Here is a 26,411-nt window from a genome sequence, read left to right on the forward strand (position 1 = left end):
TGGGGAGTAAAACGTGATTCCGGCAATCCTGCCCACCTACGCATCGGCCGATATCGCCTTCGAGCGGGGCGAGGGGGTCTATCTCTTTGCGACGGACGGCAAGCGTTACCTGGACTTCGCTTCCGGCATCGGGGTGGACGCGCTGGGCCACGCTCACCCGAAGCTCGTCCGAGCGCTTTGCGAGCAGGCGGCGAAGCTTTGGCATTGCGGGAACCTCTATCGGATTCCGGGCCAGGAACGGCTGGCGGAAAAGCTCGTCGCGGCGAGCTTTGCCGACACCGTCTTCTTCTGCAATTCCGGCGCGGAAGCCGTCGAATGCGGAATCAAGATGGTGCGGCGCCACCATTTCGCGAACGGCCATCCGGAACGCTACCGCATCCTGGTTTTCGACGACGCCTTCCACGGCCGGACGCTGGCGACGCTGGCCGCCGGCGGCCAGCCGAAACATGTCGAAGGCTTTGGCCCTCTCGTCGAGGGCTTCGATCGCGTGCCGTTCGCCAACCTGAACACGCTGCGGGCGGCGATCGGTCCGCAGACGGCCGCCATCCTCGCCGAACCCATCCAAGGCGAAGGCGGCGTACGACCCTGGCCGGTGGAGGATTTGCGGGAACTGCGCGCCATCGCCGACGAGTTCGGGCTCCTGCTTTTCCTCGACGAGGTACAGTCCGGCATGGGCCGGACGGGCAAGCTTTTCGCCCACGAATGGGCGGGGATTTCGCCCGATATCCTGGCCACCGCGAAAGGCCTGGGCGGCGGTTTTCCGGTCGGTGCCTGCCTGGCGACGGAACGCGCCGGCGCCGGCATGACGGTCGGAAGCCACGGCAGCACCTTCGGCGGCAACCCGCTGGCGATGGCAGCCGCCAATGTCGTCCTCGACGAATTGCTGGCGAGCGGCTTCCTTCCCCATGTCCAGCGGATCGGCAAGACGCTTCTTGCGCGCCTGGCTGAACTGGTCCGGCGGAATCCGAAGATGTTCTCAGACGTGCGCGGCAAGGGGCTGATGATCGGCCTCAAGGTAGTGCCGCCCTGCCGCGACGTCGTAGCGGCACTTCGGCGGGAGGGGCTGCTTACGGTCGCCGCCGGAGACAACGTCGTCCGACTGCTGCCGCCGCTGATCATCGAGGAGGCCCACATGGAGGAAGCGCTCGCCATCCTGGAGCGCATCGGCCGGGTGGCCGCATGAGCACGCCCAGGCACTTTCTCGATCTTGCCCGGCTCGATTCGGATACGCTGCGCGGCATCCTCGACCGCGCCAGCGCCTACAAGAACGGCAAGCAAAAACCGCCTTCCCTCGCCGGGAAAACGCTGGCGCTCGTCTTCGAGAAGCCTTCAACCCGGACGCGCATCTCCTTCGAGGTCGGCATGTACGAGCTCGGCGGCGCAAGCGTCGTGCTAAACCAGGTCGATTCGCAACTTGGCCGGGGCGAGACGATTGCCGACACGGCGCGCGTTCTGTCGCGCTACGTCGATGCGGTCATGCTGCGGACGTCGCAGGAGAAAAAACTGCTTGAAATGGCGGAGCACGCCGACGTCCCCGTCATCAACGGCCTGACGGATTCAAGCCATCCCTGCCAACTGATGGCGGACATCATGACCTTCGAGGAACGCCGCGGGCCGATCAAGGGCCGGACGGTCGCCTGGTGCGGGGACGGCAACAACGTCGCCCGCACCTGGGTCCAGGCGGCCGTGCGGTTCGGCTTCGAACTTCGGCTGGCCTGCCCGGCGCCGAGGCGGCCGGCCAAGGCGCTTCTGGAATGGGCGGCCGCCGAGGGGGGGCGCGTTGCGCTTTTCGATGAAGCGGCGGCGGCGGCGGCCGGCGCCGATGCCATCGTCACGGACACCTGGTTCTCGATGGGCCAGCCGGACGACGCGAAAGCGCACCAACTGCTTGCGCCCTACCAGGTGAATGCCCATCTGATGAAGAGGGCGAAAGCCGATGCGCTTTTTCTTCATTGCCTGCCCGCCCATCGCGGCGAAGAAGTAACGGCGGACGTGCTCGACGGCTCGCAATCGGTCGTCTGGGACGAGGCGGAAAACCGCCTTCACGCACAGAAGGGGATTTTGGTCTGGTGCCTAACATAGAAAAGTTTTTTCTGGGAGCGTTTCTTTTGCTCCTTGCCGTGACGATCCCGGCCGCTTGCACGACGGCGCCGCCGGCAATAAGCCAGCCGAGCCTCACCTTCGGCCACCTGCCTCCCATCCGGCTGGGCGTCGACCGGATCGAGATCCTCGACGCTACCCAGCCCTCGATGCAGGCGCCGAACGTCGAACACCGCTTCCCCACCCCGCCGGCGAAGGCCGCGGAGCGCTGGGCGCGGGACCGGCTGCACGCGGCGGTTGGGCCAGCCACCGCCCGCGTCGTCATCCGGAACGCCAAGGTCACGGAGGAGAAGCTGCCAAAGACCAGCGGCCTTACCGGCTTCTTCACCGTCGATCAGGCGGTGCGTTACGACGCCACCCTCGACGTGCTCATCGAAATCGTGGATGCGAAAGGCAAACGCCTTGCCTTCGCCGAAACGCGCGTCGAGCAAAGCCAGACCGTGCCGGAGGATGTGAGCGTGAACGAGCGCGAAGCCTATTGGTTCCGGCTGGTGGAAGCGCTCCTCAGAACGTTCGACGCCGAGATGGAAGCAAATATCCGCACCCATCTTGCCGGCTATCTGCGCTAGAAAAAACGCCTCAATCGCGCCAGAAGTGCGGGGCGAACAGCACCAGCACCGTGAAGATTTCAAGCCGGCCGAGCAACATGCCCGCCGCCAGCAGCCATTTCGCCGCGTCCGGCAGATGGGCGAAATTGCCGTCCGGCCCGATCACGCTGCCGAGCCCGGGACCTACGTTCGCCATCGCCGTCGCCGCCCCCGACGTCGCCGTCAGGAAGTCGAGACCAAGCAGGCCAAGGCCCGCCGCCAGCACGACGAAGCACAGCATGAAAAGAAAGATGAAGCTTAAGACCGAAAAGATGACGGATTCGGAAACCGGCCGGCGGTTGTAGTAAGGCACGAACACGCCGTGGGGATGCAGCAGGCGCTTCGTCTGCGCCTGCATGGCCGCGTACAGCACCTGGTAGCGGAAGATTTTAATGCTGCCGACCGATGAGCCGGCGCAGCCGCCCACGAACATGAGCAGGAAGAAAAGGATCAGGGCGAAGCTGCCCCAGAGATCATAGCTTGCCGTCACAAAGCCGGTCGTCGTCATGATGGAAACGACGTTGAAGGCCGCGTAGCGAAGGGCCTCTTCCACCGCATAGCCGTGCATTGCCCACAACCAGCCGGCCATCAGCAGGACATAGAAAAGAACGGCGCCCAGGAACCAGCGCGCCTGGCTGTCGCGCACAAGGGGAAGCAAGTCGCCGCGGACGGCCCGCAGGTAAAGAACAAAGGGTAGACCGCCGAGCAGCATGAAGACGGTGATCGTCCACTCGATCGCGGGGTTGTGAAAATAGCCGATGGAAGCATCCGCGGTGGAGAAGCCGCCCGTCGACAGCGTCGCCATCGCATGAACAACGGCTTCCAACCAACTCATCCCCAACGCCCGAAGGGAAAAGGCGCAGAGCGCGACCAAACTACTGTAAATGATGACGATGCCGCTTAAAATCTGGGCGATACGCGGCAACGCTTTCTCGAACTTATCCGAGCTTTCCAACTGGAAAAGGCGCATGCCGCCCACCTGCAGGAACGGCAGGACGGCCATCGCCATCACGATGATCCCGATGCCGCCCAGCCATTGCAGGATCCCCCGCCAAAGCAGAATCCCGGGCGGCGCGTAGTTAAGGCCGACGATGACGGTCGAGCCGGTCGTCGTCAGCCCCGACATCGCCTCGAAGAAGGCGTCCGTGTAGGAAAGGCCGAGATTCGCAAAGGCCAGCGGCAGGGCGGCGAAGACCGTGATCGCAAGCCAGCTCAGCGTCGTCAGCAAAAAAGCCTGGCGGATCGTCAGGTGTAGCTTGGTCACACGGCAGGCGAGGACCAACGCGCCCCCGGTGAACAGGGTAAAGCCGGAGGAAACCGCGAAAACCAGCCAGTCCTCGTTCCCGGCCAGCGCATCGGTCGCCGCCGGCACCGCCATCGCCACCGCGAGCGTCGTCAGCAAAACACCGATAACGAAAAAAATGGGCCGGAAGTCGAGCAAGGCGGGTGCTACCTTACGTGTTCGGACCGAAGGAAGCGGATCATCGGAAAACCCGGGCCGCTTGTCCAGCCCGGGCCGCCACCCCCGCCGGTCACGAAGCGGTGGATTGCAATCCCCGCGGCTGGCTAATCATCGCCAGAAACTCGCGCCGGGTTGTCGGGTCGTCGCGAAACGCGCCAATCATATGGCTGGTGATCATTGCGACACCCGGCTTGTGAATGCCGCGCGTTGTCATGCATTCGTGTTCTGCCTCGATCACGACAGCCACGCCTTTCGGTTCCAGAACATCGTGAATGGCGGTTGCGACCTGGACGGTCATTTTTTCCTGAATCTGTAGCCGCTTGGCGTAGACCTCGACGACGCGGGCCAGTTTGCTTATCCCGACGACGCGATGATTCGGCAGGTAGGCAACATGCGCAACGCCAATGATCGGGGCAACGTGATGTTCGCAGTGCGATTCAAAACGAACGTTGCGCAGCACGACCATCTCGTCGTAGCCGTCCGTCTCCTCGAAGATGTTCTGAAGAAACTCGACCGGGTCTTCCTTATAGCCGGAGAAATATTCCTGATAGGCCCGCGTCACGCGATCCGGCGTGTCCCGAAGCCCCTCGCGGGCCGGGTCGTCACCGGCCCAGCGGAGCAAGATGCGGACGGCCTCCTCCGCCTCTTCTTTCGCCGGCCGCGGCGAGGCGACGGCAAGCGAGCGACGGGACGTGGTCGGCTTTGATCTCATGCTACGTTTCCTTTGTCGTTCGTTCGGCAAGGCCGGCAAGAGCGGCCTTTTCCGCTAGTGCAGGGGCGCTTTTTCATGGGGCGAGTCCAGCGAGAAGGCCGGAATGGTGATGTCGAAGGCCTCGCCGTTTTCCGATTCCATTTCATAGGTCCCCATCATGAACCCGCTGGATGTGCGCAGCGGCGTCCCGCTCGTGTATTCGAAGGTCTCGCCTGGCCGTAAGACCGGCTGTTCGCCGACGACGCCCGCGCCCCGCACCTCCTGGACACGCCCCTGCGCGTCCGTGATCCGCCAGTAACGGTTAAGCAACTGGACGGTCTCGCTGCTGCGGTTTTTGATCCGCACGCGATAGGCCCAGACGAAATGCGCGGACTCCGGGTCCGACTGGTCTTCGAGGTAAATGGGCTCAACCGTTACCTCGATCGAGCGGGTGGTCTCCGTGTACATACGCTTCCTAACATCCTGGCGTGCCAAAGGATGGCTTTCCCTATTCTACGACGCGCCAAAACGATGTCCAGCGCGCCAAGAAACCCGCCTTTTCCTAAAGGGTCTCGAACGCCTGGGCAAGGTCTTCCTGAAGGTCTTCCGGGTCCTCTAGGCCGATGGAAATCCGGATCAGATTTTCGCCTATTCCCATGCGAAGGCGCTCCTCCTTTTCGACGTTCTGGTGGGTTGTCGTCGCCGGGTGCGTGATCAGGCTTTTCGTATCCCCGAGGTTGTTCGAGATATCGATCAGTTTCAGCGAGTCGAGGAAACGGAAAGCCTCCTTTTTGCCGCCATTGATCTCGAAAGAGATGACGCTGCCGGCGTCCTTCATCTGGGCCTTGGCGAGGGCGTACTGAGGGTGGCTCGGAAAGCCCGGGTAGCAGAGCTTCGTCACCCGCCTTTCCTTTTCCAGGAAGGCGGCGATCTTGCGCGCGTTCTCGCAATGTTTTTCGACGCGGAGGACCAGCGTCTCGAGCCCCTTCAGCAACAGCCACGCGTTGAATGGGCTTAAAGCCGGCCCGGTGTTTCGCAGGAAACGCATATAGTTTTCCTCCGAGAATTCGGCGCTGCACAGGATGGCCCCACCCAGGCAGCGGCCTTGCCCGTCGATGTGTTTCGTCGCCGAGTAAACGACGATGTCGGCGCCCAGTTCGAAAGGCGACTGCAAAACCGGCGTGGCGAAGACGTTGTCGACGATGAGCTTCGCCCCCGCCTTGTGGGCGAGCTTGGCGACGGCGGGTATGTCGATGATCTCGAGTGTCGGGTTCGAGGGCGATTCGATAAACACCAGCTTCGTCTTTTGGCTTAAGGCGCGCTTCCACTGGTCAAGGTCGGTGCCGTCAACGACGGCGACCTCAACCCCGTAACGCGGCATGACGTCGCAGGCGACGTAACGGCAGGCGCCGAACAGGGCGCGCGAAACGACCAGCCGGTCCCCGGCCCGCAAATAGCCGGCAAACGCGCCGAAGACGGCCGCCATCCCGGTCGCCGTCGCGTGGCAGACCTCGGCGCCTTCGAGCAGCGCCATCCGCTCCTCGAACATGGCGACGGTCGGATTCTTGAAGCGGGAATAGATGTAGCGATCCAGCTCGCCCTTGAAGGCCATCTCCGCCTGCGCGGCCTCGTCATAGACGTAGCCGGAGGTCAGGAAAAGCGGCTCGCAGGTTTCCTGAAATTGGGTGCGGCGCTGCCCGCCACGGACAAGCTTCGTGCTGGGCCGCCAGTTTTCCTGATCGGGTTTCCGTTCCGCCATCCTGCGCTCCTCAAACCTTGCGGCATAGGGAAACCTAAGAAACCGAGAAAAAACCCTGCCCGCCGGGTCAGGGTCGTTACCAGGGACCTTTTAGCGGTTTCTTTTCCGTGGCCGCAAGCCGGTCGAACAAATCACCACGGGGCCTAAACCATAAAAATCGAAGGCCTCGCCGTCAAGCGGCCTTTCCGGCAAGGCGGCGCTTAGGCGACCCCCCGGCTGCAAGAGCTGCCGCCCAACACGCAAAAACGCGCGCAATGCGGATGGTTGAGTTGAACCTGGGCGGCCGCCTCTTCCAGCGTTTCGCCCATCTCGAAGGCGGGATCGTAGGCGATCAGCGTGCAGGCCAGCACGACCGGACGGGTGGCGCCCTTGCGCTTGGCGACCATGCGCGAGGACGCGCACATGACCGAGGTCGCCTCGATGCCCAACGTCTCCCAGCAAGTTTCGGTGATTTCCGGCACGTCCAGCGCCGCGTCCATTTCGGGGAATAGAATCAGGGCTTGCGGATTCCGTGCCGCGACGGCAACGCCGCGCTCGCGGAAAAGCCGGCCATAGCCTTCCCGCATTTCGTCTTCGCTCTCGCCCCAGCAGGTGCGGCCGGCGACCCCGACGTTGAAGCCGGCCCGGCTAAGCCATACGAGGCCGTCGAGTGTTTTTTCCCATGTGTTTTCGCCGCGCTCCCTGTCGTGCGGCGCCTTCCCATAGTGATCCAGCGAAACCCGGACCGCGAGCTTTTCCCCGAAGATTTCTTTCAGTTCAAGCAAAGCCTCGCCGTGGCGCCGCATGGGCCGCATCGCATTCGTCAGAACAAGGACGCGGAAGCCGCGACCAAGCGCGCCCCGAAGCATCTCAAGGAGGTCAGGGTTGAGGAAGGGCTCGCCGCCGGTGAAGGCGATCTCTTCCGTCGGCAGCCGCCCCGCCGCGATTTCATCAAGATAGACCGCCACTTCCGAAGCGGTGATATAGGCCAGCCGGTCGTTCTTCGGTGACGATTCGATGTAGCAATGCGCGCAGGTGAGATTGCAAAGCGTGCCGGTGTTGATCCAAAGCGTCTTGAGGCCGGCGAACGGCACGGTGGCCCGCGACTTTCCGTCCGCGGTCACCATTGGGTCGCGGAACTTGCCTGGATCGAGGGCGGGGGATGGACAAGCAAGGGCGGAATGGTGCATCGGCGCGAATTGTAGCCGGAAGCGCCCCGCAAGGCCATGCGTCACGGTACAAAAACTTTCAGCCGATCCCGCCGGAACCGGCGCTCGCCGTCCCTTCTTCCATCGCTTCTTCCATCGCTTCCAGCACCTCGCCCGCCAGGTAAAGCGAGCCGGCGATCAGAATCTTCGGTTGCGACTCGCTTTTCACGAATCCGCGAATGGCAGCAGCCGGGCTGTCCGCAACCCAAGCCTTGGCGATTCCGGCGCGGCGGGCCGCCGCCACCAACTCCGCCGGCGGAAGGGCGGCGGCACTTTTCCGGATCGGCACCGCGGCCAGGGCGGCTGCCTGGGGCGCCAGCGCCTGCAAAAAGCGAACCGGGTCCTTCGTGTTCAGCATGCCGACGATAAGAAAAAGCGGGCGCCCCCCCGCCTTTGCCCAGGCCGCCAAGGCTTCCGCAGCGGCCGGGTTGTGGCCGCCGTCCAGCCAAAGCTCAGCGCCGGGCGGTAAAAGGTCGGCGAGCGGCCCTTCGCCGATCCGCTGCAGGCGTGCCGGCCATTTCGCCTGCCGCAGGCCTTCGGCCAAGGCGCGCGGGCCGATGGCAAAGCGTTCGAGCCGGCGGGCGGCGGCAAGGGCGGTGCCGGCGTTCGCGATCTGGTGATCGCCGGGAAGGGCGGGCGGCGGCAGGGCGATTTCCAGGCCCCCTTCCCGATAGATCATGCCGGACGCGGTTTTCTCGGCTCGCCATTCGCGGCCCTCCCGGAAAAGGAGCGATCCCGTCGCCGCGGCTTGCGCTTCGATCACCCGTGCCGCCGCCGCGGTTTGCGGGCCGACGACAGCGGGCACGCCGGGCTTTAAGATTGCCGCCTTCTCGGCGGCGATTTCCGAAAGGGTGGTGCCGAGATACTGCGTATGATCGATGGCGATCGGCGTCAGCACTACAAGGAGGGGGCGCGGCACGAGGTTCGTTGCGTCCAGCCGGCCGCCGAGACCGGTTTCGAGAAGCAGCGCGTCGGCCGCCGTCCTCGCTTCCGCGAAGGCGAGAAAGGCGGCGGCGGTCGTGATCTCGAAGAAGGTGATAGGTTTGCCTTCGTTCGCCCCCTCGCAACGCTTAAGCAGGCGGAGAAGATCCGCCTCCCCTATCGGGCGGCTCGCCAGGCAAATCCGTTCGTGAAAACGAACGAGATGGGGAGATGTATAGCGATGCACGCGAAGGCCGCCCGCCTCTAGGATCGCGCCTAAGAAAGCGACGACGGAACCTTTCCCATTGGTGCCCGCCACGTGCACGACGGGCGGCAGCATAGCCTCCGGGTGGCCAAGGGTGGCGAGCAGGCGCCTTATCCGATGCAGCGAAAGATCAATTGCTTTCGGGTGAAGCGCCGATAACCGTTCGAGAATCGGGTCTACCGTCCGCGTCAAGTGTGCACCAAAGCTTGCGGCACGAATCAATCCGGAGAGGGCTGCACTTCCGTCCACGCGATAGGAACGATATCCGCCGCCGGTCCACGGTTGGACAGAATGCCGAGAATGCGCGCCAGCGTGTCGCGAAGCTTGCTTCGCGGCACGACCATATCGATCATGCCGTGCTTGAGAAGGTATTCCGACCGCTGGAATTCCTCCGGAAGCGATTCGCGAATTGTCACCTCGATTACGCGCACCCCCGCAAAGCCGATGACCGCGCCCGGTTCGGCGAGCGTCACGTCGCCCAGCATGGCGAAGGAAGCCGTCACCCCACCCGTCGTCGGGTTGGTCAGAACGACGACGTAGGGCAGGCCCGCCTCCTTGACTTCCTTGACGGCAACCGTCGTCCGCGCCATCTGCATGAGCGAAATCGCACCTTCCTGCATCCGCGCCCCCCCGGAGGCGGGAACGATGACAAGCGGCGCTTCCTGCAGCACGGCAAGCCGGGCTGCCGTGAGGATCGCCTCGCCCACGGCCGCGCCCATGGAGCCGCCCAGGAAATCAAAATTGAAGGCGGCGACGACGGTGTTGACCCCGCCGATCCGGCCATGGGCGACGACGACGGCATCCTTGGCGCCGGTCTTGCTCCGGGCGTCCTTCAGCCGATCCAAATAGCGCCGCCTGTCTCGGAATTTGAGGGGGTCCGCCGGCGCTTCCGGAAGTTCGATCTTTTTGTACGCCCCCTGATCGAACAGCATCTTGAGACGCATCTCCGGCCCCAGCCGCATATGGAAACCGCATTCCTGGCATACCCGCAGATTTGCCTCCAGTTCGCGGCGGAAAAGCATCTGCCCGCATTCCGGGCACGTCTCCCAAAGATTCTCCGGCATGTCTTTTTTGCGAACGAAGGCCTGTATCTTCGGGCGCACGAAATTACGAAGCCAGTTCATGCCACAACGTCCTTTCTGGAAGTTCGCGTTTCTGGCCGGCGGATGGCGTGGCGGACGCCGGCCGCAAGCTCACCTACGAAGCGAAGAACGCCGGCCGCAAGCTCGCCTGACGATTGCCCGGCGGAGAGTCCTTCCTTGATTCTTTCGACGATGGCGGAACCGACGACCACCGCATCGGCATGGCCGGCGATCTCGGCGGCCACGTCGGGCGTGCGGATGCCGAACCCGACCGCGATCGGAAGATCCGTATGCCGGCGCAGGAACCGCAAGGCCTTTGCGACGGCGGCGCCGGGGGCCGCCTTGGTACCGGTAACGCCGGCAATCGCGATGTAGTAAAGGAAGCCGCTGGCGTTCGTGAGGACCTTCGGCAGGCGCGCCGCGTCCGTCGTCGGGCTGGCCAGCCGGATGAAGGGGAGACCGACCGCCGCGGCCGGCAGGCAAAGCTCGCGGTCCTCCTCCGGCGGCAGGTCGACGACGATCAACCCATCGACGCCGGCGGCGAGCGCATCCTTCAAAAACGCATCCACACCGTACACGTAGATCGGGTTGTAGTAGCCCATCAAAATGAGCGGCGTCTTGGAATCTTCCTCGCGGAACGCGCGCACCAGACCGAGCGTGCGCTTCAGGCTGGCGCCGGCCTTAAGCGCGCGCGCCGAGCTGGCCTGGATGGCGGGGCCGTCCGCCATCGGGTCGGAGAACGGCATGCCGAGCTCGATCAGATCCGCACCCGCTCCGGGCAGGCCCCGAAGAATGGCGAGCGCGGTCTCCGGGTCCGGATCCCCCGCCGTGACGAATGGAATGAAAGCGGCGCGCCCTTCTTCGGCAAGGGCGGCGAAACGGCGGGCGACCCGGCCCGCCTTCGGGTGTTTCGGGGCGGCCTTCAAAGTTCAACCCCCAAGGCCGCGGCCACCGTGAAGATGTCCTTGTCGCCACGGCCGCACAGGTTCATGACGAGGAGGTGGTCCTTGGCCAGGCCCGGCGCCACCTTGGCGACATGGGCCAGCGCGTGGGCCGGCTCCAGCGCCGGAAGGATGCCTTCCGTGCGCGCGCACAACCGGAAGGCCTCCAACGCCTCCCAATCCGTGACCGCGACGTATTCGACGCGGCCCGCCTCGTGAAGCCAGGCGTGTTCCGGCCCGATGCCGGGGTAGTCGAGGCCGGCCGAGATCGAATGGGCGTTTTGGATCTGGCCGTCCGCGTCCTGCAACAGGTAAGTCCGGTTGCCGTGCAGCACGCCGGGCGAGCCGGCCGAGATGGAGGCGGCGTGGGCGCCGCTCTCCAGACCCTTGCCGGCCGCCTCGACCCCGATCATCCGCACGTCGCGGTCATCGAGGAAAGGATGGAAAAGGCCGATTGCGTTCGAACCGCCGCCGATGCAGGCAACCAGCGTATCCGGGCCGCGGCCTTCGGCTTCCTGAAGTTGCTTCTTCGTCTCGCCGCCGATCACGGACTGGAAATCACGCACCATCTCCGGGTACGGGTGCGGTCCGGCCGCCGTGCCGATCAGGTAGTAGGTGTCCTCGACGTTCGCCACCCAGTCGCGCAGCGCCTCGTTCATCGCGTCCTTGAGTGTCGCCGAACCGGACGTAACCGGCACCACCTCCGCACCCAAAAGTTTCATGCGGAAGACGTTCGGCGATTGCCGCTCGATGTCCACCTTTCCCATGTAGATGCGGCAGCGGAGACCGAACAGCGCGCAGACGGTCGCCGTCGCCACCCCGTGCTGGCCGGCGCCGGTCTCGGCGATGATGCGCGTCCTACCCATCCGGCGCGCCAGCAACGCCTGGCCGATGCAGTTGTTGATCTTGTGGGCGCCGGTGTGGTTGAGCTCGTCCCGCTTGAAATAAATCTTGGCGCCGCCGAGGTGACGGGTAAAGCCTTCCGCAAAGTAAAGCGGGCTCGGCCGGCCGGCGTAGTATTTTAGATAGTAGGCAAGCTCGCGGGCGAAGGCCGGGTCCTTCTTTGCCGCCGCGTAGGCCTTCTCCACTTCGAGGACAAGCGGCATCAGCGTTTCCGCGACGAAACGCCCGCCGAAGATTCCAAAATGCCCCGCCGTGTCCGGCCCGCCGCGGAAGGTGTTGATCTTCCGCTCTGCCCTGCTTGTCATGCGCGCCCTTATCCCCACTCCGACGTTAAAGGCTGGTAAGCACCGAGAGGAACTCGGCGATAAGCGCCGGGTCCTTGTGACCCGGCGTGTCCTCGACGCCGGAGGAAACATCGACCGACCGCGCCCCGCTCCGGCGGACGGCTTTCGCCACATTAGAGGCGTTGAGCCCCCCCGACAACACCCATGGAAGCCGCCCTTGATAGCCGGAAAGCCATTCCCATTCAAACGCTTGCCCCGTACCGCCCGGAAGGCTGCCGGGCGTTCCCTTGGCGTCGAAGAGAAGCCGGTCGGCAACTTCCTCATAGGGCTTCGCTTCGCCGACGTCGGCGGCCGCGCCGAGCCGGATCGCCTTCATGACCGGCAGATGGAAGCGTTTGCGGATGGCGGCGACGCGGGCCGGGCTTTCCGACCCGTGAAGCTGCAAGAGATCGAGCGGCACCCGCGTCACCACCTTGGCGATCGCCTCGTCCGCCGCGTCCACGAAAAGCCCCACCTTCCCGACCGGCGGAAGGGCGGCCTCGGTCAAAGCCAGCGCCGCCTCCGGCGTCAGATGGCGAGGCGAAGGCGCATAAAAAACGAAGCCGACGAAGCGGGCGCCGCCCTTGGCCGCGGCACGGAGCGCCTCCGGCGTCGTAACGCCGCAGATTTTCGCCTCGACCGTCATCGGACGCCGCCAATCTCGCCGTCAATCTCTAGGGCGATCTTGCGGACGGCCTCCCATGGGTCGGCGGCTTCGGTGATCGGCCGCCCGATGACGAGGATGTCGGCACCGGCGGCGATCGCCTCGGCCGGGGTCGTGACGCGTTTCTGGTCGTCAGCACCGGCGAAGGCGGGCCGGATGCCTGGCACGACGAGCGTGAAATCCTTGCCAAGCGTTTCCCGGATCCGCCTCACCTCATGGGCCGAGGCGACAACGCCGTCGAGGCCGGCGCGTTTGGCAAGTTCGGCCAGGCGAAGCGCGCGTTCCTCCGGCGGTCCCTTGAGGCCGACCGCCTCAAGATCGCCGACGTCGAGACTGGTCAGCACCGTCACCCCGAGAAGGCGGGGTGGCGCGACCTTCGCCGCCGCCGCCGCCTGCGCCGCCGCCGCGGCCGCCGCCCGCAGCATGGCCTCCCCGCCCGTCGTGTGCAGGGTCAGGAAAGCCGGTTGCAAGCCGACGGCGGCGCCGACCGCACCCGCCACCGTGTTCGGGATATCGTGGTATTTGAGGTCTAGGAAAAGCGGCGCGGACGAAACCAAGGCGCGCACACCTTCCGGCCCGAACTTGGTGAAGAATTCGAGGCCGAGCTTGATGCCGCCAACATGGCCGGCAAGCGCAAGGGCAAGCGCCTTCGCCTTGGCCAGATCGGCCGTGTCGATCGCACAGAAAATTCGCCGGGCGGGATCACCACCGTTCATGGGTCGAGGCCCTCGTGCAAAGCGGCTTCCGGAAAGGCGCCCTTGGCGGGCGGGCCGGAGTTTGTAGCAGCCAGGCGGTTATAGCAGATCGGCGCAAACCCCGCCCGGCGGAAGGTTCTAAGGATCGCCGTCCCCCGACAGAAACCGCCGGAAGCCCGAACGCGGCGGCGCATCCGCTTCCCCGAAACGGGTCCGCAGCCGCGCCGCCTCCTCTTCGAGGCCGGCCAGCGCCCGGGCCTCCCGCCGAAAATCCCGCCGGGCGCGGTGGAGAGCAGGCCAGATGGCGAGGAGACCGACAAGGAACCCGAGGGCGGCAGAACCCAGCACCGCCGCGTAGACGGGCAGTGTCACGACATAAGGGAAAGGCCATAGCCGAAGCGTGAGTCCGCCGTGATTGGTAACCGCAAAGAGGACGGCAAAAAGGGCAAAGGCGAAGGCGAAAAACCGAGCCAAAAATCGCATGCTTTGGTCCCGTTCCGGCGGAAAATGTGAGATTCGGACGAAGCTGCCGCCGATCAGGCCTTGCCGTTCAGCCGTTCCCGAAGTTCTTTGCCGGTCTTGAAGAAGGGGATGTATTTTTCAGCCACTTTGACGGTCTCGCCGGTTCGCGGGTTCCGCCCTACCCGGGCGTCCCGGCGTTTCACGGAAAACGCCCCGAAGCCGCGCAACTCCACCCGCTCGCCGTTGGCGAGGGCGGACGTGATCTCGTCGAAGATGGTGGCCACCACGCGTTCGATATCGCGCTGGTAGAGATGGGGGCTTTGCTCAGCGAGGTGCTGAATCAATTCCGATTTTGTCATGGCTGATAGGCTCCTCGCTTCTTGAGTCCCTCTCCGCCTCCCGATCGGCACGGCCAGCGAGTTACGGCAATTGAGGGTGCCAGAGCGCAACTAGGCCGTCAAGGGTAAGCCGTTCAGAAAAAACCGTTTTTCCAAGGAATCCCTCAACCGCCCAGCGCCACAACGGCGACTCAGGGGGGGCGATGTCGCGGATGGGAAGGCCTGCATCGAGGCCGCGTTCCCGGCCGAGCCAGGCAAGACCCTCCTCTTCGCCGCCCAAGGCGTCAACCAGCCGGTTGGCAAGCGCCTGGCGGCCGGTGAACACCCGCCCATCGGCCAGCGCGCGGGCCTCCTCCCGGCCCATACCGCGGCGCTCGGCCACCATGTCGATGAAAAGCGCGAACATGTCATCGACCAGAACCTGGGTGGCTTCCCGCACCTCCGGAGTAAGTTTTTCAAGGGGCGAGGGGGCGGCTTTCAAGGGCGCGCTTTTGATCGCCGCCGTCTCGATGCCGAGCCTTTCCAGCAGCGTCGTGATCTCGGCGGTCTGGAAAATAACGCCGATCGAACCGGTAACCGTACCTTCGCGGGCAACGATATGGTCGGTGGCGATCGCCACCATGTAGCCGCCGGAAGCCGCGACCGTATCTAGGACGGCGACGACGGGCTTGCGCACAGCGACCCGGCGCAGGGCCCGATAGAGCGCCTCGCCGCCAACCATCGTGCCGCCGGGGCTGTCGATATGGACGAGGAGTGCGCGGATGCGATCGTCTTGCGCGATTTTCCGCAAGGTTTCCTCGCGGTCGCGGTCATTGACGATGACGCCGGAAATATCGAGTCTGGCGATGTAGGGGCCGCGCACCGGCGCCCACAGCCGGCCGGCCGCCCCAAGAAGGAGGAGGGCCAAGGCGAGCACGGCGAGAACCTGCCAGAAGGCAAGCCGCCGCTTCAGGCTTTGACGGTCAATCCGGGCATCCGAATCCAGGGACATGAGCCTCCCGCGAAACATGGGCCGCCCGGGCAGCGCGCCGCCGCGGCGGACGTCACCGAGTGGAGGTTTCTTCCTCCGTCTCCTCGGCGGAATCCAATTCTTCCAGGGCTTTCTTCGCGGCCTTTTTCTCGGTCTTCTCCGGCTTCTTTGCCGCCACCTTCTTTTCGGCCCCTTCCTTCGCCTTCTCGGCGGACCTCTTGTTGAAGGCGGCCCCCAGAATGTCGCCAAGGCTGGCGCCGCTGTCGGAGGAACCGTACTGGGCCATCGCGTGCTTTTCTTCCTGCACCTCGAGTGCCTTGATCGAGAGCGAGAGCTTGCGGCTATTCGCGTCGAAGGCCGTCACCAGCGCGTCCACCTTATCGCCAGCGGCAAAACGGTCCGGCCGTTGCTCGCTGCGATCCCGCGAAAGGTCGCCCTTGCGGATAAACGTCGTGATCTGGTCTCCGACCCGAACCTCGATTCCTTTGTCCTGAACGGCCGTCACCGTGCAGGTGACCCGGCTGCCCTTCTTCAGTTCCCCGGCATCGGCGCGGTAGGGGTCTTCGGTCAGCTGCTTGATACCGAGACTGACACGTTCCTTTTCGGCATCCACTTCCAGGATCTTCACCTTGACGCGATCCCCCTTCTTGTATTCGGCAAGCACCTCCTCGCCCGGCCGCGCCCAATCCAAATCGGAAAGATGCGCCATGCCGTCGATATCCTCGGTCAAGCCGATGAACATGCCGAACTCGGTGATGTTCTTGATCTCACCCTCGATGACCGAGCCTTGCGGACAGGCCTCGCGGAACGCCTCCCACGGATTCGGCATACACTGTTTGAGGCCGAGGCTGATGCGGCGGCGCTCGCGGTCAACGTCTAGCACCTTGACCTCGACTTCCTGGCTCGTGGAAACGATTTTGCCGGGGTGCACGTTTTTCTTCGTCCAGCTCATCTCCGAAACGTGGACGAGCCCTTCGACGCCCGGCTCCAATTCGACGAAGGCGCCGTAGTCGGTGATGTTCGTCACACGGCCCTTGAGGACGCTGCCGATCTGGTATTTCGACTCGACGCCCCCCCAGGGGTCCGCCTCCAGCTGTTTCATGCCGAGGCTGATACGCTGGGTTTCCGCGTTGAAGCGGATGACCTTCACCTTGATGGTTTCGCCGATACCCAACACCTCGGAGGGGTGATTAACCCGCCGCCAGGCGATGTCCGTCACGTGGAGAAGCCCGTCCACGCCGCCCAGATCGACGAAGGCGCCGTAGTCGGTGATGTTTTTCACGACGCCCTCGCGAACTTGCCCTTCTTGCAGGCTCGAGATGAGGTCGGAGCGCGCCTCGGCGCGGGATTCTTCGAGCACGGCCCGGCGCGAAACGACGATATTGCTGCGGCGGCGGTCCATCTTCAGAATCTGGAAGGTCTGCGAATTGCCCATCAGGTGGTTGACGTCGCGGATCGGACGTAGGTCCACCTGGCTGCCCGGCAGGAAGGCAACGGCCCCAGTCAGGTCCACCGTGAAGCCGCCTTTCACCCGACCGAAAATCGTGCCCGTCACGTGGCGGCCCTCCTTGAAGGCCTTCTCCAGGTGATTCCAGGCTTCCTCGCGGCGGGCTTTCTCGCGGCTTAAAATCGCCTCGCCGTTCTTGTTCTCCATACGAACAAGATAGACGTCGATGATGTCGCCGATCTTGACCTCCGGCGGCTGACCCGGCTCGGCGAATTCCCGGAGCGACACATAGCCTTCCGCCTTAAGCCCGACGTCGATGAGAACGAGGTCGTTTTCAATGCCCAGAATGGTACCCTGGACGACGCTGCCTTCGAGGCGTTCGTGAACGCCCAGAGACTCGTCCAGCAGGGCGGCAAAGCTTTCCTTGGTGGCCGGAGAATGCTCTCCGGATAGCAAATGTTCCGACACGTATTTTCTTCCTCTTCCCGTCGCAACGGCGGCTCCGATACTGTAGCCGCCCGTCAAGGCCTATCCTTGTCGGCACGCTGCCGCTGCGATCGAATGATTTTCATCGCGGCTTCGAAGGCGGCATCCGCATCAAGTTCGGTCGTATCGAGCGTTACCGCGTCCTCGGCGGGACGAAGGGGGGCGATGGCACGGGTTGCATCCCGCTGGTCGCGCTCCCGCATCTCCCGCAAAATCCGGCTACGTATACCCTTCACACCCCGTTCCCGCAACTCCTTAAGACGCCGTTCCGCCCGGATTTCCAAGCTTGCCGTCAGAAAAAGCTTGGCGTTCGCGGCGGGCAGGACGACGGTTCCGATGTCCCGCCCCTCGACGACGACCCCCTTTTTACCCACCGGCGGGCAGGCGGCAAAGGCCCGCTGCAAGGGCAAAAGACAGGCCCGGACCGCCGGAAGCGCGGCCACCTTGGTCGCCGCCTCGGCAACGTGGTCCTGGCGAAGTTCGGGGTCCTCGAGGGCTTCCGGCGCAAGCCCTTGGGCGGCGGCAACCGCCGCCGCCTCGTCGGAGGGCGCCTGGCCGGCGCGGAGGATGGCCAGGCCGATCGCCCGGTAAAAGAGGCCGGTGTCGAGATGGGCAAGATCGAGGGCGGCGGCAAGGCGGCGGGCAAGCGTTCCCTTGCCCGAGGCCGCCGGCCCGTCAATGGCGACCACGAAGGGGCGTTCCGTCACCTAAGCTTCCTTTCCGTCGTCCTCGGTGAGACGCCCACCGATCCGATTGATGAGCGCGACGAAGCCTGGAAAGCTCGTCTCGATGGGGCTGGCGTCGTCCACCCGCACGGGGCGCTCGGAAACCATGCCGAGGACGAGAAACGCCATCGCGATCCGGTGATCGAGGCGGGTGGAGACGGTACCGCCGCCGCGCGGCCTTCCCCCGCACCCGTGAACGACAAGCCGGTCCCGGCCCACCTCGACATCAACCCCGCAAAGACGCAAACCTTCGGCGATGGTGGTGAGCCGGTCGCTTTCCTTCACGCGCAGTTCGGCCAAGCCGTTCAGGACCGTCACCCCCTTCGCGGCGGCGGCGGCCACGGCCAGGATCGGGTATTCGTCGATCATGGAAGGCGCGCGCGCGGCCGGCACCTCGACGCCGACCAGCAAGGACGCCCGGATGAGAAGATCGGCGACGGGCTCGCCGCACGCTTCGCGAAGGTTCCGCCACTCGAGCGCGGCGCCCATCTCCTGAAGTGTCGTATAGAGACCGGTGCGCAAGGGGTTGGCGCCAATTCCTTCGAGGGTGACGTGCGAACCCGGGACGAGCAGCGCCGCCACGGCGAGAAAGGCGGCCGAGGACGGGTCCGCCGGCACCGTGACGTCGCGCGCCACCAGTTCCGGCTGGCCGTCGAGCTCGATCACCCGTCGGCCGTCCGGCATGTCCGAGACGCGAAGGGTGGCGCCGAAATGGCGCAGCAGGCGCTCGGTATGATCGCGGGTCGGTTGTGGCTCGACGACCGTCGTGCGGCCCGGCGCGTTGAGGCCGGCCAACAAAATGGCCGATTTCACCTGGGCCGAGGCGACGGGCAGGGTGTAGGCGATTGGCAGCGCCGCCCTTGCCCCCACCACCGCCATCGGCAGCCGCTCGCCGGAACGGCAGACGAAATTGGCCCCCATTTGCATGAGCGGCGCGACGACCCGGCCCATCGGCCGCCGGCAAAGCGACGCGTCCCCGGTGAGAAAACTCGCAAAAGGGTGGGTGGCGAGCACGCCCGCCAGCAACCGGACGCCGGTGCCGGAATTGCCGAGATCGAGAACGGCATCGGGTTCGGCGAGGCCGCCGATGCCAACCCCCTCCACGCGCCAAACGCCGGGAGCGCTTTCCACCACCCCGACGCCAAGCTGGCGGAGCGCCGCCGCCGTCCGCTGCACGTCTTCTCCGGCCAGCAAGCCCGCGATCGTGGTGTCGCCGACGGCGAGGGCGGCCAGCAGGAGCGCCCGGTGCGAAATGGATTTGTCTCCCGGCACGGGCACCACGCCCTGCAGCGGAGCGGCGGCCAGGGATTGAAGCGGACGCATGCAGAACTCCCGATCGAGAGAGGGCTCTCGCCCGTGTCTCTAACACAATCCCCGGCCACCGCGCCATGCGTCGCGAGATGTCGCAAGATAGAACGCCCAACCTTCAAATTCGTTTTGACAGACGCGGTTGATCATGGCAAAGGGCGTGGGCAATTGTACTTAATTTAGGATGAGCATCACGTGGGAAAGCCGGAGTGGGGCGCCAAGCATCTCTGCTTGAGCTGCGGAATACGATATTACGACATGAGCGCCGCGCCGGTCGTCTGCCCGAAGTGCGGGACGGAAGCGCCAAGCGAGACGGCCGCGAAGCCGCGTCGCAGCCGCAAGGCAAAGAAACCGGCGGCGGACCCGGTGCAGAAAGCCCCTCCCGCCAAGGCGGAGCTTGAAGAAGATGATCTCGAAAACGTCGAGACGGATGACGAAGAGGACGAGATCATCGAGGACGCTTCCGAGTTGGACGACGAATCGGAGGACGTGACAAAGGTCCTCGACACGGCCATCGAAATCGAAGAGGTCTGAAGGCCTTTTCCTTTTTCGCTTGCCCTGCCGCCTTGCGGCTCACTACTTTCCCTTAGTTCCGCCGCCACCCCCCCGGCCTTCGACCAAGGGTTCGAGGCTGGGACCGGAGAGGCGGCAACCGGACCTGGGGCCATAGCTCAGTTGGGAGAGCGCTACAATGGCATTGTAGAGGTCGGGGGTTCGACTCCCCCTGGCTCCACCACCCCGCCGCCGAGGCGCCAAAGCACCGAAACTACGATCCCGTCCCTTGAATTTCGGCTCTTCTTCCCTAAATCCTTAAGCGTGGCGGCGCCCCAAGGGGGCCGCCCGGCCGGGCGCCGGAAGACCGGGCCCATCCTGCAACTTGCTCACCCGTGAGGAGACTGCACATGCCGCGCATTTCCCTCTTCAACAGCCCTTTTCTGCTCGGCTTCGACGCCGTCGAGCGCACCCTCGACCGGGTGGCGAAGACGGCGCAGGACGGCTATCCGCCCTACAACATAGAACAGCGCGACGCGGACACGCTTCGCATCACGGTTGCCGTTGCCGGCTTTCGCCCGGATGAGCTCGACGTCACGATCGAAAACAACGAGATGGTCCTCCGGGGCAAGCACAAGGACGAAAACGAAGACCGCGTCTTCCTGCACCGGGGCATTGCGACCCGGAAGTTCCAGCGCCGCTTCGTGCTGGCCGATGGAATCGAGATACTCGATGCGGCTTACGACAACGGCCTTCTGCACATAGACCTGGCGCGACCGCAGGCCGAAAGCCGGGTCCGCAAGGTTGCCATTCGCGAGAATCGCGCCACCCCGTCGCAGACAGTCAACGTGAAGGCCGAGAAGACAGATGCCTAGCGAGAGCAACGCCATGACGAACACCAACGAAAGGTTGCGCCATCTTTCCGGCGAGGACTTCGCTTCGCTGGGGTTGCAGCATATCGCTTATGTGCGGCCGATCCCGATCGACGAGGTGGGGGCGCTGGGCTATGCGATCCACGCCGCCGACGGAACGCGGCTGGCCGTGCTGGAAGATCTCAAGGGCGCCTATGCCGCCATCCTTGAACACGACATGCGCCCGGTCGGCGTGCACTGATCGAAGAAAGCCTTGCCCGCCTAGCCGCCGCTCTCGTCGGTGCCGAGGAGGATGGCGTAGATGGCTTCGGCCGTATCGGAACCGCGGAGTTTTTCGCACGTCGCATCGTCCCGCAGCAGGCGTGAAATTCGCGCCAGCGCCTTCAGGTGATCAGCGCCGGCGGACGCCGGGGCCAGCAGCATGAAGATCAGGTCGACGGGACGCTCGTCGATCGCCTCGAAGTCGATCGGCTTTTCCAGCTTGGCGAAAACCCCGCACAGCTTGTCAAGTTCGGCGAGCTTGCCGTGGGGAATCGCGACGCCCGAACCGACGCCCGTCGTTCCCAGCTTTTCGCGCTCGAGCAGGACGTCGAAGATAGCCCGCTCATGCAGCCCGGTGACCCGTGCCGCCCTTTGCGCGAGCTCCTGAAGAGCCTGCTTCTTGCTGGTTGCCCGCAGATTCAAGATCACGCTTTCCGGCGTGATCAGATCCGTGATTTCCATGATCGGCACATAGTGTTTCGCGGCGTTTCGCGGCACCAGCCCCTGCGACGGTTTGATCGGATGACGAAGCCTGTGGTGCGATTGGACTTAAGGTGAGGCGATAAGGGGCCGGACGATAGGGCTAGCCGCCCCCTCAAGTCAACCGATCAATAGGCGCGGCTAGAGGACGGTGTTCTTCCACCGGCGGCGCTGGACGGAGGATGGAATCCCAAGGGCTTCGCGGTATTTCGCGACGGTCCGCCGGGCGATGGCGACGTGTTCGGCCTTCAAAAGCTCGACCAGCTTGTCATCGGACAGGATATGGCCCGGGTTTTCCTCCTCCACCAGCGCCTTGATTCGCTGGCGGACGGCCTCCGCGGAATGGGAGTCCCCTTCCCCGGTGCCGGCGATCGCGGCGGTGAAGAAATACTTCAATTCGTGAATGCCCCGCGGGGTGAGGATGAATTTGTTCGTCGTCACGCGGCTGACCGTGCTTTCGTGCATGTCGATGGCACTTGCGATGTCGCGCAGGACAAGGGGTTTCAGGTGCTGCACGCCGTTGCGGAAGAACGCGTCCTGCTGGCGAACGATCTCGCTCGCCACGCGGAGGATGGTCGTCGCCCGCTGGTGCAGCGACTTCACCAGCCAGTTGGCGGATTGGAACTGCTCGGAGATGTAACGCTTCTCGTCCTTTTTTCTCGCCTCGCGGTTGACCTGCTCGTAGTAGCTGTTGTTGACGAGAACCCGCGGCAGCGATTCCGCGTTTAATTCGACGATCCAGCCGCCGTTCCGCTGGGAACGCATGAGAACGTCCGGAATAATCGGCTGGGCGACCGCCGAATCGAAGGCGAGCCCCGGCTTCGGATCGAGCGAGCGGATTTCCGCGATCATGTCGGCGAGATCCTCCTTGCCGATCCCGCAACGCTTCAGCAGCAGCCCGGTTTCGTGCCGTGCCAGCAGATCGAGGTTGTCCAGCAGGGCCTGCATGGCCGGATCCAGCCGATTCCGCTCACCGAGTTGAAGGGCCAAGCACTCCTTCAAATCGCGCGCAAACACGCCCGGGGGGTCGAAGCGCTGCAGAAGCTTGAGCGTTTCCTCGACGCGCGAACACGCGCAACCCAAAAGTTCGGCGGCGCTTTCGAGGTCCCCGGTCAGGTAGCCGGCCTCGTCCAAAAGATTGATCAGATGCCGCCCGATCACCCGGTCGACGGGGTCGTGCACGTCCACGTTCAACTGACCAAGAAGATGCTCCCTTAAATTGATTTCTTTCGAGAGCGTCTGTTCCAGGTTCGGCGCTTCCCGGCTGGTGCCCGCGCCGGAGGCGGTGCCCCACGACCCGCCGAGATCGGGGCCATCCTCGTATGTCGTATCGGAACCGCCTTCGCCTTCCCAATGGTCGGCAAGCTCGCCGTCCAACGCCGCCGTCTCCGTCGGCGCCGCTTCATCGGGCGCCTCCAGACTCGGCTCCGGGCTGGCCTCGGCAAGTTCCAGCAGCGGGTTCTGTTCGATTTCCTGTTCGAGAAACGCCGTAAGCTCGAAGTTCGATAGCTGCAGCAGCTTGATCGCCTGCTGAAGCTGCGGCGTCATCACCAGGGACTGGGACTGTCGCAGGTCCAGACGTTGACCGAGTGCCATTACGTTTGCCTATGGGTTAAAGGCTGAATCGCTCTCCGAGATAGACGCGCCGGACATCCTCGTGGGCGACGATCTCGGAAGGCGAGCCTTCCATCAGAACCATCCCGTCGTGAAGAATGTAGGCTCGGTCGACGATTTCGAGCGTCTCGCGAACGTTGTGATCGGTGATAAAGACGCCGAGCCCGCGATCCTTCAAATGCGCAACCAGATTGCGAATGTCGCCGACCGCGATCGGGTCGATCCCGGCCAGCGGTTCATCGAGAAGAATGAAGTGCGGCTGGGAAGCGAGCGCGCGGGCGATCTCGACGCGGCGGCGTTCGCCCCCGGAAAGCGCCAGCGCCGGCGTGCGCCGCAAATGCGTAATCGAAAATTCCGCCAGCAGATCCTCGAGCAGGGTTTCGCGCGCCTCGTGGATCGGCTCCACGACCTCAAGGACGGCGCGGATGTTGTCCTCAACGGAAAGCCCCCGGAAGATCGACATCTCTTGCGGCAGGTAGCCGACCCCAAGCCGCGCCCGCCGGTACATCGGAAGTCCGCCGATGCTTTCGCCATCGAGCAGAATTTGCCCATAGTCCGGTGCGATGAGCCCGATGACCATGTGGAAACAGGTCGTCTTGCCGGCACCGTTCGGACCCAGAAGCCCAACCACCTCGCCGCGCTGAACGCCAAAACTGACCTCCCGCACGACCGGCCGCTTCTTGAAGCGCTTGCCAAGCTTGACCGCCTGCAGCCCGGCGTTGTCCGAAACCAGGCGCGGCGTGGAGGACGGTTCGATCGTCTGGCCCATAGGCTTGGTTTTCGTCATTTTGCCTTAAGAACTTCCTAACGCTGGGTTCACTTCGGGCTTTTTTCCTTTTCCTTCGAGGGTGTTATGATCGCCTTCACCCGGCCACCGCCGGCCGGGGCGGTGAGCAGCCGGCTGACGCCGCTTTTCATGTCAACCTCGGCGCGCTCGCCGTTCATCTGGTCCTTGCCGCGGGTGATTTTAACCGACCCCGTGACCGTAGCAATACCGCTTTCCACCTCATAAACGCCACGGTCCCCGCGCACGATCTCGGTCGGCGTCGAGACGTGAACGTCGGTATAGGCCTCGAGGCGGCGAAGCTTGCGCTTGCCTGCCGCGTCCGGCGCGTGGAAATAGGCCACCAAAACGTCCGCGCTCAACCGGCGGTCCTCGCGGATCGCGATGGCCTCGCCGCGCGCGACGGCCATGTTCTCGTTCGTCCAGTATTCGAGGCTGCGGTTTGCCGTGACACGCTCTTCGGGCGTGTCGAGCCGCACCTTCCCGGTCAGCACGAGAATGCCCCGGTCAACGTCGTAGGCGCCCACCTCGCCGGTCGCTTCTTCGCTGGGAGATTTGATGCGAACGTTGCCGACCGCGTCGAGCCGCCATATCTCCCGATCGCCGGCCTTGTCCGTCCGATAGTGCGCCGTCAGCTCATCTCCGAAAAGGTCAACCTCGCCGCGCGAAGCCTTCGCGTTGCCGCGGGCGATATAGAGCTGTTTCGGTTCCCACCATTCGATCCCGTTCTCGGCCGTGATCTCGATCGGGCCGTCTTCCGCGCCGCCACCTAGGTTCAAGCCCTGGGCGGCGACGGGCAATGCCAGCAAGAGGGCCGAAAGAAGCGCGGCCGAGAAGTGGAATGCGCGTGTCATCGGCTGGCCCTTCCCTTCCCGTCGTACAGAACGAGGCGGGCCTTGCCGGTGAAAAGAACCCGCTCGCCCCGATCGAACACGCGGAAGCCGTCCGATTGAATGTGGCCGATCGGCCCCTGCCCGGTGGTCGCCACGTCGCCGGCGGCGGTGCCTTTGCCGAGATCGATACTGGCCTGCTCGGTGGAAAATTCGTAACCGGCATCATGGTAGAGATTCACGTTGCCGGCCAGGTCGAGAATCCGGCGATCCCGGTAATAGGCGCCGGTGTTGGCCGAAAGCACAACCCACGATCCGTTCTCCAGCGCCATGTCACCCTTCGGGTTTTCGAGATTGATCCGCCCCTCTTCGACCTGCGTCGCCCGGCCGGCCGTAATCGTATAGCGCCGGTCGGCCACGTCTACGCCCAGGAAACGCGGGTTGATCATCTGGACAACATCGGCTTCCTGCGAACCCAGCGTTTCGAAGCGCAGGCGGAATTCGCCCGTACGTTCCTGCAATTGCGGCCAGAAGGCGATGAGCCCGACCAACACCGCCGCCAGCACCGGCAGCAAGAACTTAAGGACGCCCACGTAACGGCTCCGCCGCGCGTGGGGGTGGTCTGTCGGCGGCCTTCGGAAACGGCGAAAGACGCCTCGAAACCAGCCCAGGCTTGGGCGCAGCGCGGGCTTGCCCGAGGACGCCACGCCCTCACCCTCCATCGATGCCGGTGCCTCGCGTTTAGGCAATGCCTGCGCGAAGGCAGTCGTGAATGTGCAGGATGCCAACCGGCCGATTGTCCTCGACGACGAAAAGGCTCGTGATCTTGTTCGCGTTCATGCAACCGAGCGCTTCGGCGGCCAAGGCGTTCGGCCGGATCGTCTTCGGGTTTTTTGTCATCACGTCTTTGACCTTCTTCTCGAGAAGACCCTTCATGTGCCGGCGCAAATCCCCGTCGGTGACGATGCCAACCAGCTTGGTCTTGCCGCGCAGAACGCCGACGCAGCCGAAACTTTTCGTCGTCATGGCAAGGAGGACGTCCGACATCGAAGCGCCTTCGTCAGTCAGCGGGATTGCCTCGCCGGCGTGCATGATGTCGGAGACCCGGAGCAGCTTGCGCCCAAGTTGTCCCCCGGGGTGCAGGACTTGAAATTCGTCGGCCGTAAACCCTTTCCGCTGTAGCAACGCCACCGCCAGGGCATCGCCCAGCGCCAGCATCACCGTCGTCGACGTGGTCGGCGCCAACCCCAGCGGACACGCCTCCGGCGCCGCCGGCAACAGCAAGATCACGTCCGCCGCTTCGGCCAGGGCGCTTTTTAACCTGCCCGTCACCGCGATCAACGGAATCTTGTGCCGGCGCGTATAGGCGACGAGGGAATCAAGCTCAGGCGTTTCGCCGGAATTCGACAGCGCGAGCACGGCATCCCCGCGCGTGATCATGCCAAGGTCGCCGTGGCTGGCTTCCGCCGGATGGACGAAGAAGGCGGGCGTGCCGGTCGAGGCGAAGGTGGCGGCGATCTTGCGGGCGACGTGGCCGCTTTTTCCCATCCCGGTGACGATGACGCGCCCGGTCACCGACTCGAGATGGGTCAGCGCGGCCGTGAATTCCTCGCCGAGGGAGGCTGCGAACCGCGCAATGCCCTCGGCTTCCATCTCAAACACCCGGCGCGCGGCCTCAAGGTCGTCCGGGACACCGGCCGGTTTCGTCCTGGTTTTCATGGGCCCCTCTAGGCGCGAAGACCCCTTGAGTATGGGGCTCAGC

The 26,411-nt window shown here is 64.4% G+C and carries 29 protein-coding genes, 1 tRNA gene and 1 riboswitch; of the genes, 7 read left to right on the forward strand and 23 right to left on the reverse strand.

Features of this window, described 5'->3' with window-relative positions; all coding sequences use genetic code 11:
• The first annotated feature begins 13 nt into the window (after nucleotides 1–13).
• The 3 genes from AB1781_04255 to AB1781_04265 are packed head-to-tail and all read left to right on the forward strand — an operon-like array spanning nucleotide 14 to nucleotide 2,669.
• Nucleotides 14–1,183, forward strand: coding sequence for an aspartate aminotransferase family protein (locus tag AB1781_04255; protein MEW5703785.1), 1,170 nt, complete (start codon nucleotides 14–16; stop codon nucleotides 1,181–1,183).
• Entirely contained in the window at nucleotides 1,180–2,082 is a 903-nt protein-coding gene (argF, locus tag AB1781_04260) for an ornithine carbamoyltransferase (protein MEW5703786.1), read from the forward strand. The genes AB1781_04255 and argF overlap by 4 nt, the downstream gene beginning before the upstream one ends.
• Complete coding sequence (locus tag AB1781_04265; GenBank protein ID MEW5703787.1) at nucleotides 2,070–2,669, forward strand: hypothetical protein; 600 nt, start codon at nucleotides 2,070–2,072, stop codon at nucleotides 2,667–2,669. The genes argF and AB1781_04265 overlap by 13 nt, the downstream gene beginning before the upstream one ends.
• A 10-nt stretch (nucleotides 2,670–2,679) precedes the next feature.
• On the opposite strand, the gene AB1781_04270 is transcribed toward AB1781_04265, so the two are convergent.
• The 17 genes from AB1781_04270 to aroA form a co-directional block, all read right to left on the reverse strand.
• Complete coding sequence (locus tag AB1781_04270; protein ID MEW5703788.1) at nucleotides 2,680–4,128, reverse strand: TrkH family potassium uptake protein; 1,449 nt, start codon at nucleotides 4,126–4,128, stop codon at nucleotides 2,680–2,682.
• Between the two features lie 91 nt (nucleotides 4,129–4,219).
• Nucleotides 4,220–4,861 (reverse strand): GTP cyclohydrolase I FolE, encoded by a 642-nt coding sequence (gene folE / locus AB1781_04275; GenBank protein MEW5703789.1) that lies wholly within the window; start codon nucleotides 4,859–4,861, stop codon nucleotides 4,220–4,222.
• 54 nt (nucleotides 4,862–4,915) lie between these two features.
• Nucleotides 4,916–5,308 (reverse strand): Co2+/Mg2+ efflux protein ApaG, encoded by a 393-nt coding sequence (gene apaG, locus AB1781_04280; protein ID MEW5703790.1) that lies wholly within the window; start codon nucleotides 5,306–5,308, stop codon nucleotides 4,916–4,918.
• 94 nt (nucleotides 5,309–5,402) lie between these two features.
• Nucleotides 5,403–6,599 (reverse strand): O-succinylhomoserine sulfhydrylase, encoded by a 1,197-nt coding sequence (gene metZ / locus AB1781_04285; protein ID MEW5703791.1) that lies wholly within the window; start codon nucleotides 6,597–6,599, stop codon nucleotides 5,403–5,405.
• A 69-nt stretch (nucleotides 6,600–6,668) separates the two neighbouring features.
• Nucleotides 6,669–6,747: riboswitch (SAM riboswitch) on the reverse strand.
• Between the two features lie 52 nt (nucleotides 6,748–6,799).
• Nucleotides 6,800–7,813, reverse strand: coding sequence for a radical SAM protein (locus AB1781_04290; protein ID MEW5703792.1), 1,014 nt, complete (start codon nucleotides 7,811–7,813; stop codon nucleotides 6,800–6,802).
• Nucleotides 7,814–7,826: 13 nt separating this feature from the next.
• The gene (locus tag AB1781_04295) at nucleotides 7,827–9,164 is read right to left on the reverse strand and encodes a Mur ligase family protein (GenBank protein ID MEW5703793.1); all 1,338 of its coding nucleotides are present in this window, start codon (nucleotides 9,162–9,164) and stop codon (nucleotides 7,827–7,829) included.
• Between the two features lie 26 nt (nucleotides 9,165–9,190).
• The gene (gene accD / locus AB1781_04300) at nucleotides 9,191–10,096 is read right to left on the reverse strand and encodes an acetyl-CoA carboxylase, carboxyltransferase subunit beta (protein MEW5703794.1); all 906 of its coding nucleotides are present in this window, start codon (nucleotides 10,094–10,096) and stop codon (nucleotides 9,191–9,193) included.
• The gene (trpA, locus tag AB1781_04305; GenBank protein MEW5703795.1) at nucleotides 10,093–10,980 is read right to left on the reverse strand and encodes a tryptophan synthase subunit alpha; all 888 of its coding nucleotides are present in this window, start codon (nucleotides 10,978–10,980) and stop codon (nucleotides 10,093–10,095) included. The genes accD and trpA overlap by 4 nt, the downstream gene beginning before the upstream one ends.
• Nucleotides 10,977–12,203, reverse strand: a complete 1,227-nt coding sequence (gene trpB / locus AB1781_04310) for a tryptophan synthase subunit beta (GenBank protein ID MEW5703796.1) — start codon at nucleotides 12,201–12,203, stop codon at nucleotides 10,977–10,979. The genes trpA and trpB overlap by 4 nt, the downstream gene beginning before the upstream one ends.
• A gap of 25 nt (nucleotides 12,204–12,228) precedes the next feature.
• Nucleotides 12,229–12,867 carry a phosphoribosylanthranilate isomerase gene (locus tag AB1781_04315; GenBank protein MEW5703797.1) on the reverse strand — a complete coding sequence of 213 codons (639 nt, stop codon included), beginning with the start codon at nucleotides 12,865–12,867 and terminating at the stop codon, nucleotides 12,229–12,231.
• Nucleotides 12,864–13,601, reverse strand: coding sequence for an orotidine-5'-phosphate decarboxylase (gene pyrF, locus AB1781_04320; GenBank protein MEW5703798.1), 738 nt, complete (start codon nucleotides 13,599–13,601; stop codon nucleotides 12,864–12,866). The genes AB1781_04315 and pyrF overlap by 4 nt, the downstream gene beginning before the upstream one ends.
• A gap of 117 nt (nucleotides 13,602–13,718) precedes the next feature.
• On the reverse strand, nucleotides 13,719–14,063 hold the full coding sequence (locus AB1781_04325; GenBank protein MEW5703799.1) for a LapA family protein: 345 nt from the start codon (nucleotides 14,061–14,063) through the stop codon (nucleotides 13,719–13,721).
• A 53-nt stretch (nucleotides 14,064–14,116) separates the two neighbouring features.
• On the reverse strand, nucleotides 14,117–14,401 hold the full coding sequence (locus AB1781_04330) for an integration host factor subunit beta (GenBank protein ID MEW5703800.1): 285 nt from the start codon (nucleotides 14,399–14,401) through the stop codon (nucleotides 14,117–14,119).
• A 61-nt stretch (nucleotides 14,402–14,462) separates the two neighbouring features.
• Nucleotides 14,463–15,371 carry a signal peptide peptidase SppA gene (sppA, locus tag AB1781_04335; GenBank protein ID MEW5703801.1) on the reverse strand — a complete coding sequence of 303 codons (909 nt, stop codon included), beginning with the start codon at nucleotides 15,369–15,371 and terminating at the stop codon, nucleotides 14,463–14,465.
• A 52-nt stretch (nucleotides 15,372–15,423) separates the two neighbouring features.
• A complete protein-coding gene (rpsA, locus tag AB1781_04340) occupies nucleotides 15,424–17,265 on the reverse strand; it encodes a 30S ribosomal protein S1 (protein ID MEW5703802.1) in 1,842 nt (613 codons plus the stop codon).
• 53 nt (nucleotides 17,266–17,318) lie between these two features.
• A complete protein-coding gene (gene cmk / locus AB1781_04345; GenBank protein MEW5703803.1) occupies nucleotides 17,319–17,990 on the reverse strand; it encodes a (d)CMP kinase in 672 nt (223 codons plus the stop codon).
• Entirely contained in the window at nucleotides 17,991–19,331 is a 1,341-nt protein-coding gene (gene aroA / locus AB1781_04350; GenBank protein MEW5703804.1) for a 3-phosphoshikimate 1-carboxyvinyltransferase, read from the reverse strand. It abuts the gene before it with no gap.
• A 180-nt stretch (nucleotides 19,332–19,511) separates the two neighbouring features.
• Here aroA and AB1781_04355 point away from each other — a divergent pair, with 180 nt between their 5' ends.
• From AB1781_04355 to AB1781_04370, 4 genes are all read left to right on the forward strand, one after another.
• Nucleotides 19,512–19,850, forward strand: a complete 339-nt coding sequence (locus tag AB1781_04355; protein ID MEW5703805.1) for a TIGR02300 family protein — start codon at nucleotides 19,512–19,514, stop codon at nucleotides 19,848–19,850.
• A 126-nt stretch (nucleotides 19,851–19,976) separates the two neighbouring features.
• A tRNA-Ala gene (locus AB1781_04360) sits at nucleotides 19,977–20,052 on the forward strand.
• 166 nt (nucleotides 20,053–20,218) lie between these two features.
• Nucleotides 20,219–20,683, forward strand: coding sequence for an Hsp20 family protein (locus AB1781_04365; protein ID MEW5703806.1), 465 nt, complete (start codon nucleotides 20,219–20,221; stop codon nucleotides 20,681–20,683).
• Nucleotides 20,684–20,696: 13 nt separating this feature from the next.
• On the forward strand, nucleotides 20,697–20,921 hold the full coding sequence (locus AB1781_04370; GenBank protein ID MEW5703807.1) for a DUF1150 family protein: 225 nt from the start codon (nucleotides 20,697–20,699) through the stop codon (nucleotides 20,919–20,921).
• Between the two features lie 20 nt (nucleotides 20,922–20,941).
• Here the strand turns inward: AB1781_04370 and ptsN are convergent, their stop codons facing one another.
• From ptsN to AB1781_04400, 6 genes are all read right to left on the reverse strand, one after another.
• Nucleotides 20,942–21,403 carry a PTS IIA-like nitrogen regulatory protein PtsN gene (gene ptsN / locus AB1781_04375; protein ID MEW5703808.1) on the reverse strand — a complete coding sequence of 154 codons (462 nt, stop codon included), beginning with the start codon at nucleotides 21,401–21,403 and terminating at the stop codon, nucleotides 20,942–20,944.
• A gap of 159 nt (nucleotides 21,404–21,562) precedes the next feature.
• Entirely contained in the window at nucleotides 21,563–23,017 is a 1,455-nt protein-coding gene (gene rpoN / locus AB1781_04380) for an RNA polymerase factor sigma-54 (GenBank protein ID MEW5703809.1), read from the reverse strand.
• A gap of 16 nt (nucleotides 23,018–23,033) precedes the next feature.
• On the reverse strand, nucleotides 23,034–23,804 hold the full coding sequence (gene lptB, locus AB1781_04385; protein ID MEW5703810.1) for an LPS export ABC transporter ATP-binding protein: 771 nt from the start codon (nucleotides 23,802–23,804) through the stop codon (nucleotides 23,034–23,036).
• A gap of 47 nt (nucleotides 23,805–23,851) precedes the next feature.
• Entirely contained in the window at nucleotides 23,852–24,673 is an 822-nt protein-coding gene (locus tag AB1781_04390; GenBank protein ID MEW5703811.1) for an LptA/OstA family protein, read from the reverse strand.
• The gene (gene lptC / locus AB1781_04395) at nucleotides 24,670–25,356 is read right to left on the reverse strand and encodes an LPS export ABC transporter periplasmic protein LptC (GenBank protein MEW5703812.1); all 687 of its coding nucleotides are present in this window, start codon (nucleotides 25,354–25,356) and stop codon (nucleotides 24,670–24,672) included. Before lptC ends, AB1781_04390 begins: the two co-directional genes overlap by 4 nt.
• A 34-nt stretch (nucleotides 25,357–25,390) precedes the next feature.
• The gene (locus AB1781_04400) at nucleotides 25,391–26,368 is read right to left on the reverse strand and encodes a KpsF/GutQ family sugar-phosphate isomerase (GenBank protein ID MEW5703813.1); all 978 of its coding nucleotides are present in this window, start codon (nucleotides 26,366–26,368) and stop codon (nucleotides 25,391–25,393) included.
• Nucleotides 26,369–26,411: the final 43 nt, after the last annotated feature.

Source organism: Pseudomonadota bacterium (assembly GCA_040752895.1).
GTDB lineage: Bacteria > Pseudomonadota > Alphaproteobacteria.

Excerpts from the sequence above, each read along its gene's own strand:
- argF (MEW5703786.1), top strand. The coding sequence starts at position 1,180 with ATGAGCACGCCCAGGCACTTTCTCGATCTTGCCCGGCTCGATTCGGAT.
- folE (MEW5703789.1), bottom strand. The coding sequence starts at position 4,861 with ATGAGATCAAAGCCGACCACGTCCCGTCGCTCGCTTGCCGTCGCCTCG.
- apaG (MEW5703790.1), bottom strand. The coding sequence starts at position 5,308 with ATGTACACGGAGACCACCCGCTCGATCGAGGTAACGGTTGAGCCCATT.
- metZ (MEW5703791.1), bottom strand. The coding sequence starts at position 6,599 with ATGGCGGAACGGAAACCCGATCAGGAAAACTGGCGGCCCAGCACGAAG.
- accD (MEW5703794.1), bottom strand. The coding sequence starts at position 10,096 with ATGAACTGGCTTCGTAATTTCGTGCGCCCGAAGATACAGGCCTTCGTT.
- trpB (MEW5703796.1), bottom strand. The coding sequence starts at position 12,203 with ATGACAAGCAGGGCAGAGCGGAAGATCAACACCTTCCGCGGCGGGCCG.
- AB1781_04315 (MEW5703797.1), bottom strand. The coding sequence starts at position 12,867 with ATGACGGTCGAGGCGAAAATCTGCGGCGTTACGACGCCGGAGGCGCTC.
- pyrF (MEW5703798.1), bottom strand. The coding sequence starts at position 13,601 with ATGAACGGTGGTGATCCCGCCCGGCGAATTTTCTGTGCGATCGACACG.
- AB1781_04325 (MEW5703799.1), bottom strand. The coding sequence starts at position 14,063 with ATGCGATTTTTGGCTCGGTTTTTCGCCTTCGCCTTTGCCCTTTTTGCC.
- AB1781_04330 (MEW5703800.1), bottom strand. The coding sequence starts at position 14,401 with ATGACAAAATCGGAATTGATTCAGCACCTCGCTGAGCAAAGCCCCCAT.
- sppA (MEW5703801.1), bottom strand. The coding sequence starts at position 15,371 with ATGTCCCTGGATTCGGATGCCCGGATTGACCGTCAAAGCCTGAAGCGG.
- aroA (MEW5703804.1), bottom strand. The coding sequence starts at position 19,331 with ATGCGTCCGCTTCAATCCCTGGCCGCCGCTCCGCTGCAGGGCGTGGTG.
- AB1781_04365 (MEW5703806.1), top strand. The coding sequence starts at position 20,219 with ATGCCGCGCATTTCCCTCTTCAACAGCCCTTTTCTGCTCGGCTTCGAC.
- AB1781_04370 (MEW5703807.1), top strand. The coding sequence starts at position 20,697 with ATGACGAACACCAACGAAAGGTTGCGCCATCTTTCCGGCGAGGACTTC.
- ptsN (MEW5703808.1), bottom strand. The coding sequence starts at position 21,403 with ATGGAAATCACGGATCTGATCACGCCGGAAAGCGTGATCTTGAATCTG.
- rpoN (MEW5703809.1), bottom strand. The coding sequence starts at position 23,017 with ATGGCACTCGGTCAACGTCTGGACCTGCGACAGTCCCAGTCCCTGGTG.
- lptB (MEW5703810.1), bottom strand. The coding sequence starts at position 23,804 with ATGGGCCAGACGATCGAACCGTCCTCCACGCCGCGCCTGGTTTCGGAC.
- AB1781_04390 (MEW5703811.1), bottom strand. The coding sequence starts at position 24,673 with ATGACACGCGCATTCCACTTCTCGGCCGCGCTTCTTTCGGCCCTCTTG.
- AB1781_04400 (MEW5703813.1), bottom strand. The coding sequence starts at position 26,368 with ATGAAAACCAGGACGAAACCGGCCGGTGTCCCGGACGACCTTGAGGCC.